Below are 16,124 nucleotides of genomic sequence, written 5' to 3'. Positions count from 1 at the left end.
CTTCGCCGATGTTGACGACCACCGCGATCCGGTATGCCGAGCCGGACGACCTCGGTGCGCTCGCCGCCATTGAGGCATCCGGGGACGTGCTCTTCGAGAAGCTGTCCCGTGCGCGCGGGCTGGACCACCGTGTGCTCGGTGAGTCCGTTCCGGGGGAGCAGCGGGCGGCGCAGCCCGGGTTCCTGCTCGTTGCCGGGCAGCCGGTATGCGGCTTCGCCCACGTCCTCGATCTCGGCGGGCACCTCCACCTGGAGCAGGTGTCGGTGCACGCCGACGTCCGCGAGCGGGGGATCGGGACCTCGCTGCTGCGGGCCGCGCTCGGGGCCGCCTTGGACCGGGGGGTCTCGACGATCACGTTGCGCACCTTTGCCGAGGTGGCCTGGAACGGCCCGTTCTATGCCCGGCACGGCTTCGTCGAGGTGCCCGACCCGCCGTGGGTCGAGGGGCTCGTGGCCGCCGAGCGCGCGGCCGGGCTCGAGCGCTGGGGCCGGCGGATCACGATGGCCTGCGAGGTGCGCGATGAGCCGGCGCCCGTGCCGGCGGTGAGCGTCATACCGATCCGGGACGGCCCGAGCGGGATCGAGGCCTTCGTTCAACATCGAGTCGCCACAATGGATTTCGCCGCAGGGGCCGTGGTTTTCCCGGGCGGGCGGATCGATCGGATCGACCGCACCGCGCAGCTCGACGTTTCGGCGGATCTGCTGGAGGAGCACGCCGCGGCATGGGCGGGGACGGGTGCGGCGGCGTTGTCCGGGTCGGCACACGGTGCCGCCCGTCTCCTGCTGGCCACTGGGGTGCGCGAGGTGCGCGAGGAGGCGGCAGCGGTGATCGACCCCGCCGGCCTGATTCCCTGGGACAACTGGATCACCCCGATCGACTGCCCCAAACGCTTCGATGTCTACTTCTTCCTCGCCGCGGTGACCCCGGATCGGTGGGGGGAGTGGCGGCATACGACCACCGAGGCCAGCGATTCCCGCTGGGAGCCATTGGCCGGCGTCGCCGCTGCGGCCGAGGCCGGCGAGGTGTTGCTGCTCCCCCCCACGCGCACGATCATCGACGAACTGATTCGCCTCGGTGACGCCGCCACGGCGGCCTCGCTGCGCCCCCGGGTGAGCGCCGTCCACCACGACATCATCGGCCGTCGGCCGCGCCGGCCGGGCCGTCCTGCAGACGGTGCGGTATAGCTCACCCGGTGCAGGTCACCCGCGACCCCGTTAGGGTTCCACGTCATGGAGTCACTCCGAGCACGACGTCTCATCCAGGTCATTGGCGCCGGCACGGGGGTGGTTGGCCTGGCCGCGGGGGTGGGCGGCCTGGGGGCGGCGGCCGAGCAGGCGCGCCCCAGCGTGATGATGCCGACCGGCGGCGACTACGACCCGGTGACCCTGGACGCCTTCGCGGCCGCAGCAGCCGCGCGCAGCGCCGACGAGACGGTCACCATCGCCGTCGTGCCCTCGGCGTATGGCGACGCCATGGCGGATCGCCCGGAGAACATCGCGCTGGCGCGCGAACGCACCGGTGAGGTGGTGGCCGCCTGCCGGCGGGTCGTCTCGGCCCCGAAGCGGTGCGTCGGCCGGCTCGCCGTGCTGCTCAACCGCGCCGACGCCCTCAACCCCGATCGGTCCGCGGCGCTGCGGCTGCCCAGCCTGGACGGCGTCTACATCCTCGGCGGCGACCAGGGCATCGCGATGGACGTCCTCGCCGAATCACCCGCCGAGAGCGCCCTGACCGCGGCCATTCGGCGAGGTGTCGTCCTCGCCGGCACGAGCGCCGGCGCGGCCGTCGAATCACGAACGATGATCAACGGCTATGTCGGCGACTACGGGCCGGCCGACGGCCTGCGCCGCGAGGCGACCCTGATCTGGTGGGGCGCGGACGGCGACCGGGAGCGCGGGTTGGCCGTCGGGTCACGCCGGGCGATCTATGACCAGCACTTCTACCAGCGCGGCCGGTTCGGGCGCAGCCTGTCGACGATCGCCCTGGCCGACGAACGCTCCGCCGGCGCCAGCCCGGTCGGAGTGGGCGCCGACTACCAGACCGGGATCACCAACACCGGCGACGCGCGGCTGTCCGGCGTGTTTGGGCACAGCGGCGTCGCGACCATCGACTACGAGACCTTCACCGCAACCCACCGGTGGGTCGGGCCGGAGCGGCTGCTGTCGGCACGCACGGTGGTGACCAACCTGCTCACTGACCGCACGGCATACGACCTGCGCACGCGCGTCCTGTCCCGCGACGGCCGCTCGGTGACCGTCGGCCGGCCGGCTGACTATCGCTTCCCGGCGGGCCCGGGGACAGGCCGGCTGTTCCTCGGTGGCGGCGCCCTCGGCACCGACGGGGTCATCCCAAGCTTCGTGCGGGCGGGGTTGGGCGCGGGGCCTGGGCCAAACCCGCGGCTCGTGGTGATCTCCGCCGATGGCTACGCCTCGGCCACCGACTACCGGGCCGCCATCGAGGCGGCGGGCTGGACCGGGCGGATCGAGACGGTCAGCTATGGCGCGGCCGGCTGGCAGGACGTCGACCTCACCGGTGCCGCCGCGATCGCCCTGGTCGCCTCCGCGCCGCCGCGCATGCGGCCCGCGCTGGCCGACTCTCGTTTCCGGGACCTGGTCGCGGCGGCCGTGCGCTCGGACAAGGTTGTCCTGGCTGACGGCCCGATGGCCGCGGCACTCGGGGCCCGCTGGTCCCCAGTGGCTCGACCCGACGACGACAACTACGAAGACATGGCTGTGGCCACGTTCAAGGCGAGCGACGCGCGCTGGCTGCCCGGGTTGCGGCTGCTTCCGGTGACGATCGTTCCCTGGCTGACCAGTGACTACCAGTGGGGCCGGCTGTATGCCGGGGTGCGCGCCGCCCGCGGCGAACTCGCCGTCGGCATCGCGTCCGGCGCGGGCCTGGAGGTGGGTGTGCGTGGCGCCAGGGTGATCGACGGCTCGGTCGTCGTTGCCGACGGCCGGGGCGCGCGGTCGTGGACCGGCGCGAACGGCACGATGGGCGCCGCCGGGGTCGTGCTCGACGTCTTCGCCCCGGGCGAGTCCGTGCGCCGCGGCTCCTGAGGCCCTGAGACTAACCGGTCACTCCCGAACTCGTCGGTCAGCGTTTGGCGGAGAAGGCCCAGGCGGCGACGTTGAGGGTGTTCTCGGTGCCGACGAACGGCTCGGCGGGGAAGAAGGTGTCGGTGGCCAGGTCGGTGTCGCCGTCGTCGGCGGTGCCGCCGACCTTGTCCGGGCCGGTGCCGAAAAGCCGCCAAAAGCCCGTCCCCCCGGCATCCATCAGCGAGGTGACGTTGTTGCCGTTGTCGGTGTGGTAGTTGCCGATCAGGTGGCCGATCTCGTGCGAGACCACATTGCCGATGGCCTGCCCGACGAAGTCGAGCCGGTTGCTGCCGGGGGTGAGGTAGGTGTTCAGCGAGCCGTCGGAGGAGCCCTTGGGGGCGCTCATGACATCAAGCAACACCAGCGCGGAGTCCTCCTGGCTGAAATTGCCCGGATCGATGAACTGGGCGATCCCGATCGTCTCGATGCCGGCCTGCTTGATCGTCCCACCGACGACGACCTTGGCGACATTGGGCTTGCCGAAGTCGTCCGGGGCCTTCAGGCCGTTGACGATCTCGACGGCCACATTGGGGTTGTTGCCTTTGGCGATCAGATCGGCCCGGAGGTTCTCGGCGACCGTTGCGGTGATCTTGTCGGCCAGCGCAGGTAGGGCCGTGGCGGGTAGGCCCCACTTGGCAACGAAGGACTTCAACGGGCCGAGCGTCGCCGACCCGGCGCTGCCGCCATAGGTGGCGGGGTTGACCGTCGCCCCGTTGAAGTCGAGCACCACCTTCTGGACGGCCGATGACGGGTCGCTCTCCGGAGCGGGACGGTAGACATCGGCGCTCAGCGTGTAGGGACCGGCGCCGCGCTCGGTGACCAGGGCATACCACCCGTCGGTCTCGGCCACGAAGGCCACCGTGGCCAGACCGCCGCCCGGCAGGGGCGAGCCGGGCGGGTAGTTGCCGCTCAGGTCGTTGTTGGTCGTCCCGGTCGCATAACTGCCGTCGAGGCGCTGGACCGAAAGGGAGTGTGCTTGGCCGTCGACCGTGGCGCCGAGGACGTCGCCCTTGCTCAGGCGCACGAGGAAGGCATCCCGGTCGGCCACCCACGAGCCGACGGTCAGGGTATAGAGCCCCTCCTCTCCGACCCCACCTCCGGAGCCGGAATTGAACGGGTCGTTCTGCCAGGAGGACATGCCCTCAACGAAGATGTAGTACGTTCCACCGGTCGTGCTGAGATAGCGGGCCGCGGCGTTGGGGAAACCTGGGCTGCCGAAGCTCAAGCCGGTGCCCAGCTCGTTGCCGCGGTCGTCGGTGATCATGATGATTGCCGGGACCATCGAGCCTTGGAGGTCGGCCACGATCGTCTCGCCCGGCTTGGCGACGACCTTGTACCAGTCGAAGTCGCCCTTGCGGTCGCCGCGTGACCCGTGTGGTCCGTCGCCGATCTGTCCGGGGATCCTGACGGCGGCATTGCCTCGGATTCCGGTGTCGGCGGCCAGCGGGATGGAGCCGTTGTCCTCCGGCGCGTGCAGTCGGGGGCGCACTGCCGGACCGGAGTCCGCGAGTGTCCCGCCGATGCGGACCTGGTTATTGCGCCCCGAGCCCAGGCCAAAGCCGTCGATCCGCTCGGCGGTGGCCAGGTTGTCGTTGCCCCCGGCGATCGACCCCGTCTCGCGCTCGGTGTAGGAGAGCGCCTCCCGCAGCCCGCGGGTGCGAGCCGCGGCCCGCACCTGCTGCACGGCCGGGTCGGCCGCGCGGGTGCGCGCCTCCTGCCGGGCCTTGGCGGCCCAGGCGGCGAAGTCCACGCCACGCAGGCTCGGCAGCAGCCCGAGATAGGGGTTGGCCTGCTCGACCGGGCGAGCCGAATCGATCGGCGCCACACCATCGGCGGACAGCGGCTCGGTTTGTGACGGGGTCAAGGTCTCGGAGGCCGCGGCCGAGCCGGGTGCGTTCCCTCCTTGGCCTGACGAGGACGGCTGGCTCGCGCCGGTCGCGGTCGAGTTGGGCCGTTGCCCGCCAGGATCGGCGGACGACACCGATGTCGCGGATGCTGTGAGCAATCCCACTGTCACCAGGCAGCCCGCAGCAACTCTGCGCATTTCCCTCAGCCCCATTCGCCGCATCGTTAAGGCACTCGCCCGTTCCTGGCCACCAGAGTAGAGGCAAGAGCGGACACCCGACGAACCCGCCCGATGGCGAACTGGCGAAATCGAGCCGGCCCACGCGGACTAGACTCGCGCTCGATCGCATCCTTTAACGACCTGTCCGGCGAGGCAGGGAAGGAGCCGCCGCATGGCACCCATCGGGTCGCCCGTGCCCGCACAGCAACCCCTCGATCCGTCCGGTCGGACGGTCTTGACCGCGGTCGACATCGGCCGTTGCCTGCGCCGGATCGCCCACGAGATCATCGAGCACAACAAGGGTGGCGCCGACCTGCTCCTGCTCGGCATACCCACCCGGGGTGTCGCCCTGGCCCGGCGCCTGGCCGACCTGATCGGCGAGGTGGAGGGGATCACGGTCCCCGTCGGGGAACTCGACATCACGATGCACCGCGACGACCTGCGCCGCCAGCCCACCCGAGCGCCGATGCGCACGCTCATCCCGGATGGGGGAATCGACGGCGCCGTCGTCGTGCTCGTCGACGATGTGCTCTATTCCGGGCGGACCATCCGGGCGGCGCTCGATGCCCTCAACGACCTCGGCCGACCCCGCGCCGTGCGGCTGGCCGTGCTCGTCGACCGCGGCCACCGCGAGTTGCCGATCCGCGCTGATCACGTCGGCAAGAATCTCCCGACAGCATCGAGCGAGAAGGTCCAGGTGCGCCTGGCCGAGGTCGATCACCTCGAGGACACCGTGCGGATCGCCGGCGGGGAGGAGCGATGACCAAGCACCTGATCTCGGCCGCCGACCTGGAGCGGGAGGAGATCGAGGCGATCTTGGCGACGGCCGCGTCGATGCACGATGTGCAGCGGCGCGAGGTCAAGAAGCTGCCCACGCTGCGCGGACGCACGATCATCAACTTCTTCTTCGAGGACTCCACCCGCACCCGCTCCAGCTTTGAGATCGCCGGGAAGTGGATGTCGGCCGACACGATCAACCTCTCCGCCAAGGGCTCCTCGACGTCCAAGGGGGAGTCCCTGCGTGACAGCGTGCAGACCATCAACGCGATGGCCGTCGACGCCCTCGTGGTGCGGCACAACCAGAGCGGCGCGTGCCACCAGATCGCCGGCTGGGTCGATGCGTCGGTGATCAACGCCGGCGACGGCACCCACGAGCACCCGACGCAGGCGCTGCTCGATGCCTACACGCTGCGCTCGCGAATCGGCGACCTCGACGGCAAACACGTCGTCCTTGTGGGCGACCTGACGCACAGTCGGGTCTTCCGCAGCAATGTCATCACGCTCAAGACGCTGGGGGCGCGGGTCACGGTGGTCGCCCCGCCGACCTTGATGCCGGCCGGGATCGAGTCGTGGTCCGCCGAGGAGGAGTTCGGCGTGTCCTGGGACCTTGACGATGTGCTCGCTGGGGATGACGTCCCCGATGCGGTGATGATGCTGCGAGTCCAGCGCGAGCGGATGAGCGGCGGCTTCTTCCCGACCGCCCGGGAATACACGGTGGGCTACGGCTTGACCCGCACTCGGCTGGCGGATCTGCTGCGGCGCAACCCCGAGGCCCTGGTCATGCACCCGGGCCCGATGAACCGGGGGTTGGAGATCAGCGCCGACGCGGCCGAATCGGACGCCTCGATCATCCTCGACCAAGTCTCCGGAGGGCTCGCGGTGCGGATGGCCGTGCTCTATCACCTGCTGGCTGGAGAGGAAGTCGCATGACCACCTCGCGTGATCCCCGCGCAGGCAGCCTGCTGATCACCGGAGCACGGATCCTGGATGGCGAGCGCGGCGACATCCTCGTGCGTGACGGTGTCGTCGCCGAGATCGGCGCGGTCGACGCGCCCGCGGATCTCGAGCGCATCGACGCGGACGGGCTCGTGCTGCTGCCCGGCTTCGTCGACCTGCACACCCACCTGCGCGAGCCGGGCCGCGAGGATGCCGAGACGATCGCCTCCGGATCGGCTGCCGCGGCCGCGGGCGGGTTCACGGCCGTGCTCGCGATGGCCAACACCTCCCCGGTCACCGACACGGCGGAAGCCGCCGAGTTCGTCCTCGACCGAGGGCGTGCGGCTGGCCTGGTCGACGTCGTTCCCGTCGGGGCGGTGACGAAGGGTCTTGCGGGGGAAGAACTCGCGGAGCTGGGGCTGATGGCGCGCTCCCGCGCGCGCGTTCGGGTCTTCTCCGACGACGGCAGGTGCGTGCAGAACGCTCGGGTCATGCGCCGCGCACTGGAATACCTCAAGCCCTTCGACAGTGTCATCTCCCAGCACGCGCAGGATCCCTCGCTTGCCGGGGAGTCGGCGTGCTGCCACGAAGGCGAGATCTCCGGCCGCCTCGGCCTGCCGGGCTGGCCCGGCGTCGCCGAATCGGTCATCGTCGCGCGCGATGTGCAGCTGGCACGGCATACCGGCTCCCGGGTTCACGTCGCCCACGTCTCGACCGCGGAGTCGGTCGAGATCATCCGCTGGGCGAAAGGCCAGGGCATCGCCATCACGGCCGAGGTGACGCCGCACCACCTGGCCCTGGGGACCGAACTCGTGCGCGGTTATGACCCGGTATTCAAGGTCAATCCGCCGCTGCGGCCCAGCGAGGACCAGGAGGCGCTGCGGGCGGCGCTGGCCGACGGCACCCTCGACGCGGTCGCCACCGATCACGCGCCGCACGCGCGGCACGACAAGGAGCACGCCTTCGAGGCCGCCGCCGTTGGCATGCTCGGGTTGGAGAGCGCCTTCGCCGTGGTGCACGACCTCATGGTGGAGACTGGGCGGATGTCGTTGGCCGAGTTGGCGTTTCGGATGTCGGCGCGGCCCGCGCAGATTGCCCGGCTCGCCGGTCACGGACGGCCGATCGCGGTCGGTGAGCCCGCCAACCTCGTGCTGGTCGACCCGTCCGCACGCCGCACCGTTGCCAAGGACGCGTCGAACTCGTTGTCCCGCAACAATCCCTGGCACGGTATGTCGTTCACCGGCGCCGTGCACGCGACGATCGTGCGCGGTGTGGTCACCGCGCGGGACGGAAAGGTGGTGGCCGGGTGAGCGCCGCTGTGGTGTCCACCGACCTGCTTGCCGGCGAGCCGGCGGTCCTCGTCTTGGAGGACGGCCGGTCCTTCACCGGCCATGCATACGGCGCTCGCGGGATCGCCGTGGGGGAAGCGGTCTTCAACACCGGCATGACCGGCTATCAGGAGACGCTCACCGATCCGTCCTATCACCGCCAGGTCGTGATCATGACCGCCCCGCACATCGGCAACACCGGGTGGAACGACGAGGACGATGAGTCCGCGCAGATCTGGGTTAGCGGCTATGTCGTGCGCGATCCTGCTCCGCGGCCGTCCAATTGGCGCTCCCGGCGCCCGCTGGAGGAGGAGCTGGCTGCGCAAGGCGTCGTCGGCATCAGCGGCATCGACACCCGGGCGCTGACTCGGCACCTGCGCGAGCGCGGCGTCATGCGGGTCGGAATCTTCAGCGGTGACGCGGCGGCCAAGAGCCTGCCCGACCTGATCACCATCGTCTTGGAGTCGGCCCCGATGAGCGGCGCCCAGCTCGCGCCCGAGGTTGCCACGCAGGAGCCGTATGTCGTTGCCGCCCAAGGCGAGAAACGTTTCGTCGTCGCCGCCCTGGATCTCGGGATCAAGGCGATGACCCCGGAGCTGATGGCGCGGCGAGGAATCGAGGTCCACGTCCTGCCGGCCACGTCGACCTTCGCCGACATCCTCGCCGTCGAGCCGGACGGGGTGTTCTTCTCCAACGGTCCCGGCGACCCGGCGACTGCCGATCACGAGGTCGAGGTGCTTCGGCGGGTCCTCTCGGCCCGAATCCCGTTCTTCGGCATCTGCTTCGGCAACCAGATCCTCGGGCGGGCCCTCGGCTTCGGCACCTACAAGCTGCGCTACGGCCACCGGGGGATCAACCAGCCGGTCAAGGACTTAACGACCGGCAAGGTCGAGGTCACCGCCCACAACCACGGCTTCGCCGTGGACGCCCCGCTCGGCGAGCCGGTCATCGCGCCGGCGGACGCGGCATACGGGCGCGTGCGGGTCTCCCACGTCAACCTGAACGACGACGTGGTCGAGGGCTTGGAATGCCTCGACCTGCCGGCGTTCTCGGTGCAATATCACCCCGAGGCCGCGGCCGGGCCGCACGATGCCGGCTATCTCTTCGACCGGTTTGTCACCATGTTGGCGGCGTCTCGCTAGTGGGGCGTCGCTGAAACATGTTTACGTTTGCGGTTGATTTTGGCGATGACGTCGTCGGCGGGTTTGACCCAGACGAAGGGATGACGGCGCTCGTTCCAGCCGGTGATGAAGGCGCGGATCTTCGTCATCAGGTCACGCACGGAGGTGAAGGTTGCGCGGTGGATGGCTTGGCGTTCGATGATGCTGAACCAGACCTCGACGAGGTTGAGCCAGGACCCGGACGTCGGGGTGAAGTGGACGTGGATCCGCGGGTTCTTCGCCAGCCACTCTCGCGGACTTTCGCGTGCTTGTGGGTGGCGTAGTTGTCCATGACCAGGTGCATCTCGACGTCGGGGTAGGCGCGGGCGAGATGTTTGAGGAAGACCAGGAACTCCTGGTGACGATGCCGGTTCTTGGTCAGCCCGGTCACTTTGCCGGTCGCGATCTCCAGGGCGGCGAAGAGCGTGGCGGTGCCGTGGCGGACGTCTGCCGATCCCCATCCCGCAACGTCAACGCTGGAGGCTTATTCACGAGGCTAGTTTCAGGAATTGTAGCCCGAGGACAGCGGTGATGGTTTGAGCGAATGTGTGGTAAGGCCGCCGGTAGTCGGTGTGGAGGATCCGCCAGGTTTTCAGGTGGGCGATGGTTCGTTCGATGGTGGCGCGGATCGCGTTGAGTTCTTTGTTGAATTGTTTCCGGTCGTCGGTGAGTTCTCCCTTGGGTGGCTTTTTGATGGGGGTAATCAGGCCGGCGCCGATGTAGCCTTTGTCAGCGATGATCGTGGCGGCACGGTCGCCGTCCAGGAGGCCGCTGGCGCGCAGGGCGGTCAGGTCGTGGGTGGACCCGGGAAGGGGATCGGAGACCCACAGCAGGCGGCCGGAGAGGGTGGCGGCGACCTGGACGTTGACACCGGTGGTGTGGTGTTTGCCGGAGTAGAGGTCGGGGGCATCGGCCCAGGACCAGCACGGGAGCAGAGTTCCGTCGATGATCAGCACGACCTCGGGGTCGAGGTCGTCCGCGACCGGGATCCAGTCGGCGGTGGCGTCGGCCAGCACCGGGGTCATCGCGGCGATCGTCCGCGAGATCGTGGGCTGGGAGGTGGCGTACCGGTCGGCCAGGTCGTCTTGGGTGTGGTTTCGCCGCAGATAGGTCAGGGTGATGATGATCGACTTCCGCAGCCCCAGCGACGGCGGGTAGGCCAGCGAATATCCCGCGTTCTGCAGGTCGCGGATCAGGAGGACGAGACGGTCGATCTGGGTCGTGGTGAAACCGGTGGTAGAATACATTCGCGACGGCCCGATCTGGAGGTTTGAGTGTGGTAACCCAATCTTCTCTTGGAGCGGGCTGTGGCTTTGTCAGGCGCTCCGATCAGAATGTCGCGATTGTATTACATTCCCCCACCGTGAATAAGCCTCATAGTAAAGTTATTTCATCGACACGCCACTAGAAAGACACGGTTACCTCATCGGCTTTGACGGGAGAGTCCCGAGTATGATCTTCCAGTGGCCGTCCTTGTTCACGAGTTCGAACCCTGACGTGAAGGGACTTCCATCGGACAGTCCGGAAACATCCACGATCGGTAGGTCGGTGCTAACCGGGTAGGAAACCGAGATCTTAAGGCCCGTGAATGGCGCTGCACCTAGTTGTTGCGAGAGGTACTGCCGGGTTCCCGCCTCTCCGCTCAAAATGAAACCTTCGGCCGCCTCACGATCGTCATTGTTAAGCGCCGAATAGTAGTGGCTAATGAACTCGGTTGGGTCTTGGATGCTCGAGCGACGAAGAATTAGGATGCCTGCTGTGATGGCGGTAACCGCAACTAGGGCGACAGCGACGATGGCGGCCCACTTGGGCGGCGGCATCTTTAGGTTCGCCATCCGTACCAATGCGCATGGGGATAATAGGCTCGTATATACGCGAAAGAGCGGTTGCGGTAATCCGAAGTGTGCCCCGTGAGCCATAGATCGCCATCATGCCTGTCGGTGACGATTAGGGAATGGTTCATAACGCCATCTCGCTCGGCATCCAACTGAATAATGAGGCTTATTCACGAGGCTAGTTTCAGGAATTGTAGCCCGAGGACGGCGGTGATGGTTTGAGCGAATGTGTGGTAGGGCCGCCGGTAGTCGGTGTGGAGGATCCGCCAGGTTTTCAAATGCGCGATGGTTCGTTCGATGGTGGCGCGGATCGCGTTGAGTTCTTTGTTGAATTGCTTCTGGTCGTCGGTGAGTTCTCCACCGGGTGGTTTCTTGATCGGGGTGATCAGGCCGGCGCCGATATAGCCTTTGTCGGCGACGATGGTGAGGAGGTCCTCGGTGTCGAGGACTCCGTGGGTGCGCAGGGCGGTCAGGTCGTGGGTGGACCCGGGAAGGGGATCGGAGACCCACAGCAGCCGGCCGGAGAGGGTGGCGGCGATTTGGACGTTGACACCGGTGGTGTGGTGTTTGCCGGAGTACAGGTCGGGGATGTCGGCCCAGGACCAGCACGGGAGCAGGGTTTCGTCGATGATCAGGGGGACGTCGGGGTCGAGGTCGTCCGCGACCGGGATCCAGTCGGCGGTGGCGTCGGCGAGGGCGGGGGTCATCGCGGCGATGGTCCGCGAGATCGTGGGCTGGGAGGTGGCGTACCGGTCGGCCAGGTCTTCTTGGGTGTGGTTTCGGCGCAGATAGGTCAGGGTGATGATGATCGACTTTCGCAGCCCCAGCGACGGCGGGTAGGCCAGCGAATATCCTGCGTTCTGCAGGTCGCGGATCAGGAGGACGAGACGGTCGATCTGGCCCCTGGTGAAACCGGTGGTAGAATACATTCGCGACGGCCCGTTCTGGAGTGTTTGAGTGTGCTAACCCAATTCTCTCTAAGGGCGGGCTGTCGCTTTGTTAGGCGCTCCGGTCAGAATGTCGCGTTTGTATTACGTTCCTCCCCCTGAATAAGCCTCAATATCTGACGGGATGGCGTCCCACACGTTGCTCAACAAGCTGACCCGGGAAAGTTCGTTGTACGCAAACACCTTCCAATTCTGCGTACCTGCCCATGACCAGCTAGGTGTAGGTGTAGGTGTAGGTGTAGGTGTAGGTGTAGGTGTAGGTGTAGGTGTAGGTGTAGGTGTAGGTGTAGGTGTATCTCTCGGCATAGTCAACCATTGCAGCATAATCGTAACCCTTAGCCGCATTCGTTGTCTTCGCATTAGACTTGGCACCGCTCCTTTGGCTCTCGTAGAGAGCCATCTTCTCTTTAGAGGCTTCGACTTCCCGCGCGTCTCGTGGAACGGACGGGTCGCTCGACGACGCACTGAGGCTTATTCACGAGGCTAGTTTCAGGAATTGTAGCCCGAGGACGGCGGTGATGGTTTGAGCGAATGTGTGGTAGGGCCGCCGGTAGTCGGTGTGGAGGATCCGCCAGGTTTTCAGGTGGGCGATGGTTCGTTCGATGGTGGCGCGGATCGCGTTGAGTTCTTTGTTGAATTGTTTCCGGTCGTCGGTGAGTTCTCCCTTGGGTGGCTTTTTGATGGGGGTAATCAGGCCGGCGCCGATGTAGCCTTTGTCAGCGATGATCGTGGCGGCACGGTCGCCGTCCAGGAGGCCGCTGGCGCGCAGGGCGGTCAGGTCGTGGGTGGACCCGGGAAGGGGATCGGAGACCCACAGCAGGCGGCCGGAGAGGGTGGCGGCGACCTGGACGTTGACACCGGTGGTGTGGTGTTTGCCGGAGTAGAGGTCGGGGACATCGGCCCAGGACCAGCACGGGAGCAGAGTTCCGTCGATGATCAGCACGACCTCGGGGTCGAGGTCGTCCGCGACCGGGATCCAGTCGGCGGTGGCGTCGGCCAGCACCGGGGTCATCGCGGCGATCGTCCGCGAGATCGTGGGCTGGGAGGTGGCGTACCGGTCGGCCAGGTCGTCTTGGGTGTGGTTTCGCCGCAGATAGGTCAGGGTGATGATGATCGACTTCCGCAGCCCCAGCGACGGCGGGTAGGCCAGCGAATATCCCGCGTTCTGCAGGTCGCGGATCAGGAGGACGAGACGGTCGATCTGGGTCGTGGTGAAACCGGTGGTAAAATACATTCGCGACGGCCCGATCTGGAGGTTTGAGTGTGGTAACCCAATCTTCTCTTGGAGCGGGCTGTGGCTTTGTCAGGCGCTCCGATCAGAATGTCGCGATTGTATTACATTCCCCCACCGTGAATAAGCCTCACTGTGCCCCATTTTCTTCAGAATGGCGCTCGGCGACATATCCCTCGCGTTCCATTGGACAGCCGTGGTGCCGTCCGCCGGCGGAAGCGAGTTTTCACGCGGATTAGCGTAGCGCTCAGCCGAGATGACCCATCCCGTTCGCGTTGGAATCATGGTGAAAATTCGTCCGAGGACATACTCCTCCTGCGTCGCAACGCCGCGATACTCCATCGTGGTGTGATCCTTGACGTAGACGTCGACTTGATTGCCGCGGTCGACCATTTTGGAAACCGCCACGGAGACAGACCCGGATCCGCGAGTAGCTTGCGTGTGGGTTGGGCGGCCAGTGAACGGCGGATAGATTTTGTGTTGTGGCAGTGTGTTTTTGGGTGCGGGCAGGGTGGATGGCCCGGTGGCGCTCGGGTGGGCGGGTCTTCGGGGTCCTGGGTCGTCGGGACGGGGGATTCGCGGGTTAGGCCGCGGTGGGTAAGGCCCGGATCCGGGCCAGGACGGTGGGCAGGAGCTGGCGGTCGGGCGGCAGCCGCAGGATCAGCTGGCGGCCGTGGCGGACTATGCGGGCTGGGACGCAGAGCAGTTCGTGGCGTAGGCGGGCGCCGTGGGCGCGGTGACGCTGGTCGATCCCGGTCAGGGCTTGCAGCAGAACGGAGATGTTCCCGGCGAGCAGGGCAGCCCACATCCACACCGTGTTGATGGCGTGGTCGCCCGACGGCAGATGCCGCAGCGCGGCCCCGAGTTTGGCTTCCCGGATCCGGTCCTCAATGTCGGTGCGGCGGCGGAACCAGGACTCGACCTGCGTGATCGAGGCAACCGGTGCGGCCGCCTCACCCGGCTCCGCCGGCTCCGCCGGCTCGGCCGGCTCGGCCGGCTCGGTGGGGTTGGCCGGGTGGTCGTTGGCGGGGATATTGGTGACGATGAAGGAGACCGCGTGGGCGTGACTGGCCGCGCCCTCCAACGCCAGGGCGAGCTGGTTCGTCTCGATGGTGCGCCGACGCCGGGAGCAGGGGTCGCCCGAGATGTCCTCGGCCTCGATGCGGACCCGGCGCACGATGGTGTACGTGTGCGGCGGCCACCCCTGCGGGGCGTAGTCGACCGCGGCGACCTGCGCGCCGGGCATCCCGCTCGCCGCACCCCAGGCGTCCTCGGTGATCGCGGCGTAGGCGCGCCACATCGCGGTGTTCCGTTTCGCGGCGATGGCGAAGTCACACCCGGCCTCCACCGCGGCGTGGGCCAGGTCGGCGGTGAAGTAGCCGGCATCCGCGCGCACCCGCAACCGATCCCAGTCGGCCGCGGCCGAGCGGATGTCCTCGGGGATCCCGGCCAGGGTGCGGCGCAGCAGGTCAGCGGCCCGGGGCCTCACATCCTCATTCCCCGCGAGCAACTCCGCGGCCAGGGTCAGCCCGGCCTCGGCCCAGGTCCCCAGATGCGGACGGCCCGCGCGCTGACCGTGATAGTTGTAGGCCACGCCCTGCTTCGTCGGCCCGTACACCTCCACATCGGTGGAATCCAAGTCCACCGTCACCGCCGCCGCCAACACCGCCCGGCGGGACGCCGGCAACAACCCGACCGCATGACCGGTCAGGTCCGCGACCGCACTCTCCAGGCCGGCCAGCTGCGCCGGCCCGAACCGGCGGGCCAACCCCGCCGCCGTGGTCGAGGCCAACACCGGCACCGCCGACAACGCGGACCCGGCCACATCCTGGCGCTGCCGGTCCAACGCGGCCAGCACATCCCCGCCGAGCAACTGGCACTGCGCCAGCGACACCAGCACCTGCCCGCCCGTCGCGCCCCGCTCCCGCTCCTTGATCGCACCGATCCCCCGGTCCAGGCGCCCGACCAGGTCCAGTTTCTCGATGAACTCCGCGAGCGCTGCCACCCCCGAGGTCCCGGTCAACGACGGATCCGGCGCGCCGATCCGCACCCGCTTCCGCACCCGGCCACGACCACGTACTCTCTTCATCGACAAGGTGCTTCTCCTCGCTGGACGATCGAAGGCTTCGTAACCCCGATTCTCCCAGTAGGACAAGCACCTTCGTCACATCACACGCCGATCACCCCACCACTACTCGCGGATCCGGGACAGAACTGCCCGCATATGGGTGATTCGTCTTGACTCTGTGCCGGAGCCCGTCCACGCTGGAAATGCGCCCGCGCAATTCGATGGCGTAGCCAGTCGAAATACGCAGGGTGCTGATTCGTTGTTCGCCGTCACCGGACGTCAAATTGTTCGCTCTTGCGGTTAAGATCTCCCAAACCGCGCGCCGTGCGAAGTCACTCGTGGGGAATTGTGCGCCATCTCCGCGCGCCGCAGGGCTGCCTACAAGCAGAAATGGGCAGGTGACTGAGAAGATCCAAGCGAGTCCCTTAAATGAGCAGACACGCGCTCCACTTGGTGGTTGTTGTGCGTCACTGTGCCGTGGCGACTCCCCAGCGTGGCGACTTCCCATGATGTCCCCATGATGTGCCCCATGCGCAGATCCTCACGTGCTGGCTGCAACGCACCCTCCGCTCTATAGGTTGCCCCCGGTCGAGCGATCCCGCAACCGGAACGGCCAAGGCCGACTCCCGCGGGCGGGTTCGGCCGGTTGCCCGTGTTGAGCTACGCCTGCGCGCGAGCG

At 67.5% G+C, this 16,124-nt stretch carries 12 protein-coding genes and 1 pseudogene; 6 read left to right on the top strand and 7 right to left on the bottom strand.

The features are described from left to right. Window positions 1–8: 8 nt before the first annotated feature. The gene (locus tag V9G19_RS08255; protein ID WP_462284975.1) at window positions 9–1,184 is read left to right on the top strand and encodes a GNAT family N-acetyltransferase; all 1,176 of its coding nucleotides are present in this window, start codon (window positions 9–11) and stop codon (window positions 1,182–1,184) included. Between the two features lie 45 nt (window positions 1,185–1,229). Continuing rightward, window positions 1,230–3,056 carry a Type 1 glutamine amidotransferase-like domain-containing protein gene (locus tag V9G19_RS08250; protein ID WP_462284974.1) on the top strand — a complete coding sequence of 609 codons (1,827 nt, stop codon included), beginning with the start codon at window positions 1,230–1,232 and terminating at the stop codon, window positions 3,054–3,056. Window positions 3,057–3,093: 37 nt separating this feature from the next. On the opposite strand, the gene V9G19_RS08245 is transcribed toward V9G19_RS08250, so the two are convergent. Further along, entirely contained in the window at window positions 3,094–4,920 is a 1,827-nt protein-coding gene (locus tag V9G19_RS08245) for a hypothetical protein (RefSeq protein WP_462284973.1), read from the bottom strand. A gap of 412 nt (window positions 4,921–5,332) precedes the next feature. Between V9G19_RS08245 and pyrR the strand changes: the two genes are divergently transcribed. The 4 genes from pyrR to carA are packed head-to-tail and all read left to right on the top strand — an operon-like array spanning window position 5,333 to window position 9,346. Then, complete coding sequence (gene pyrR, locus V9G19_RS08240) at window positions 5,333–5,923, top strand: bifunctional pyr operon transcriptional regulator/uracil phosphoribosyltransferase PyrR (RefSeq protein ID WP_462284972.1); 591 nt, start codon at window positions 5,333–5,335, stop codon at window positions 5,921–5,923. Continuing rightward, a complete protein-coding gene (locus V9G19_RS08235; RefSeq protein WP_462284971.1) occupies window positions 5,920–6,870 on the top strand; it encodes an aspartate carbamoyltransferase catalytic subunit in 951 nt (316 codons plus the stop codon). Before pyrR ends, V9G19_RS08235 begins: the two co-directional genes overlap by 4 nt. Beyond that, window positions 6,867–8,186, top strand: a complete 1,320-nt coding sequence (locus tag V9G19_RS08230; protein ID WP_462284970.1) for a dihydroorotase — start codon at window positions 6,867–6,869, stop codon at window positions 8,184–8,186. Before V9G19_RS08235 ends, V9G19_RS08230 begins: the two co-directional genes overlap by 4 nt. Then, the gene (gene carA / locus V9G19_RS08225; protein WP_462284969.1) at window positions 8,183–9,346 is read left to right on the top strand and encodes a glutamine-hydrolyzing carbamoyl-phosphate synthase small subunit; all 1,164 of its coding nucleotides are present in this window, start codon (window positions 8,183–8,185) and stop codon (window positions 9,344–9,346) included. Before V9G19_RS08230 ends, carA begins: the two co-directional genes overlap by 4 nt. Here carA and V9G19_RS08220 read toward each other — a convergent pair. The 6 genes and pseudogenes from V9G19_RS08220 to V9G19_RS08195 form a co-directional block, all read right to left on the bottom strand. Continuing rightward, a pseudogene (locus V9G19_RS08220) lies at window positions 9,343–9,806 on the bottom strand (IS630 family transposase); the annotation flags it as partial. The gene carA and the pseudogene V9G19_RS08220 overlap by 4 nt on opposite strands. Window positions 9,807–9,852: 46 nt before the next feature. Beyond that, window positions 9,853–10,611: a transposase gene (locus V9G19_RS08215; RefSeq protein ID WP_462284968.1), complete on the bottom strand. Its 759-nt coding sequence runs from the start codon at window positions 10,609–10,611 to the stop codon at window positions 9,853–9,855. A gap of 171 nt (window positions 10,612–10,782) precedes the next feature. Then, the gene (locus V9G19_RS08210) at window positions 10,783–11,184 is read right to left on the bottom strand and encodes a hypothetical protein (RefSeq protein ID WP_462284967.1); all 402 of its coding nucleotides are present in this window, start codon (window positions 11,182–11,184) and stop codon (window positions 10,783–10,785) included. Window positions 11,185–11,369: 185 nt separating this feature from the next. Next, window positions 11,370–12,128: a transposase gene (locus V9G19_RS08205; protein ID WP_462284966.1), complete on the bottom strand. Its 759-nt coding sequence runs from the start codon at window positions 12,126–12,128 to the stop codon at window positions 11,370–11,372. 493 nt (window positions 12,129–12,621) lie between these two features. Continuing rightward, entirely contained in the window at window positions 12,622–13,380 is a 759-nt protein-coding gene (locus tag V9G19_RS08200; protein ID WP_462284965.1) for a transposase, read from the bottom strand. Window positions 13,381–13,960: 580 nt separating this feature from the next. Beyond that, entirely contained in the window at window positions 13,961–15,466 is a 1,506-nt protein-coding gene (locus V9G19_RS08195) for an IS1380 family transposase (protein WP_462284964.1), read from the bottom strand. Window positions 15,467–16,124: the final 658 nt, after the last annotated feature.

It is taken from the genome of Nostocoides sp. (genome assembly GCF_037045025.1).
In the GTDB taxonomy this organism is placed as follows: Bacteria; Actinomycetota; Actinomycetes; order Actinomycetales; family Dermatophilaceae; genus Nostocoides_A.
This window is presented reverse-complemented; position numbering and strand designations above follow the sequence as displayed.

Coding starts and splice junctions, on each gene's coding strand:
- V9G19_RS08255 (WP_462284975.1), top strand. CDS start 9: ATGTTGACGACCACCGCGATCCGGTATGCCGAGCCGGACGACCTCGGT.
- pyrR (WP_462284972.1), top strand. CDS start 5,333: ATGGCACCCATCGGGTCGCCCGTGCCCGCACAGCAACCCCTCGATCCG.
- V9G19_RS08210 (WP_462284967.1), bottom strand. CDS start 11,184: ATGCCGCCGCCCAAGTGGGCCGCCATCGTCGCTGTCGCCCTAGTTGCG.
- V9G19_RS08205 (WP_462284966.1), bottom strand. CDS start 12,128: ATGTATTCTACCACCGGTTTCACCAGGGGCCAGATCGACCGTCTCGTC.
- V9G19_RS08250 (WP_462284974.1), top strand. CDS start 1,230: ATGGAGTCACTCCGAGCACGACGTCTCATCCAGGTCATTGGCGCCGGC.
- V9G19_RS08230 (WP_462284970.1), top strand. CDS start 6,867: ATGACCACCTCGCGTGATCCCCGCGCAGGCAGCCTGCTGATCACCGGA.
- V9G19_RS08195 (WP_462284964.1), bottom strand. CDS start 15,466: ATGAAGAGAGTACGTGGTCGTGGCCGGGTGCGGAAGCGGGTGCGGATC.
- V9G19_RS08215 (WP_462284968.1), bottom strand. CDS start 10,611: ATGTATTCTACCACCGGTTTCACCACGACCCAGATCGACCGTCTCGTC.
- V9G19_RS08200 (WP_462284965.1), bottom strand. CDS start 13,380: ATGTATTTTACCACCGGTTTCACCACGACCCAGATCGACCGTCTCGTC.
- V9G19_RS08235 (WP_462284971.1), top strand. CDS start 5,920: ATGACCAAGCACCTGATCTCGGCCGCCGACCTGGAGCGGGAGGAGATC.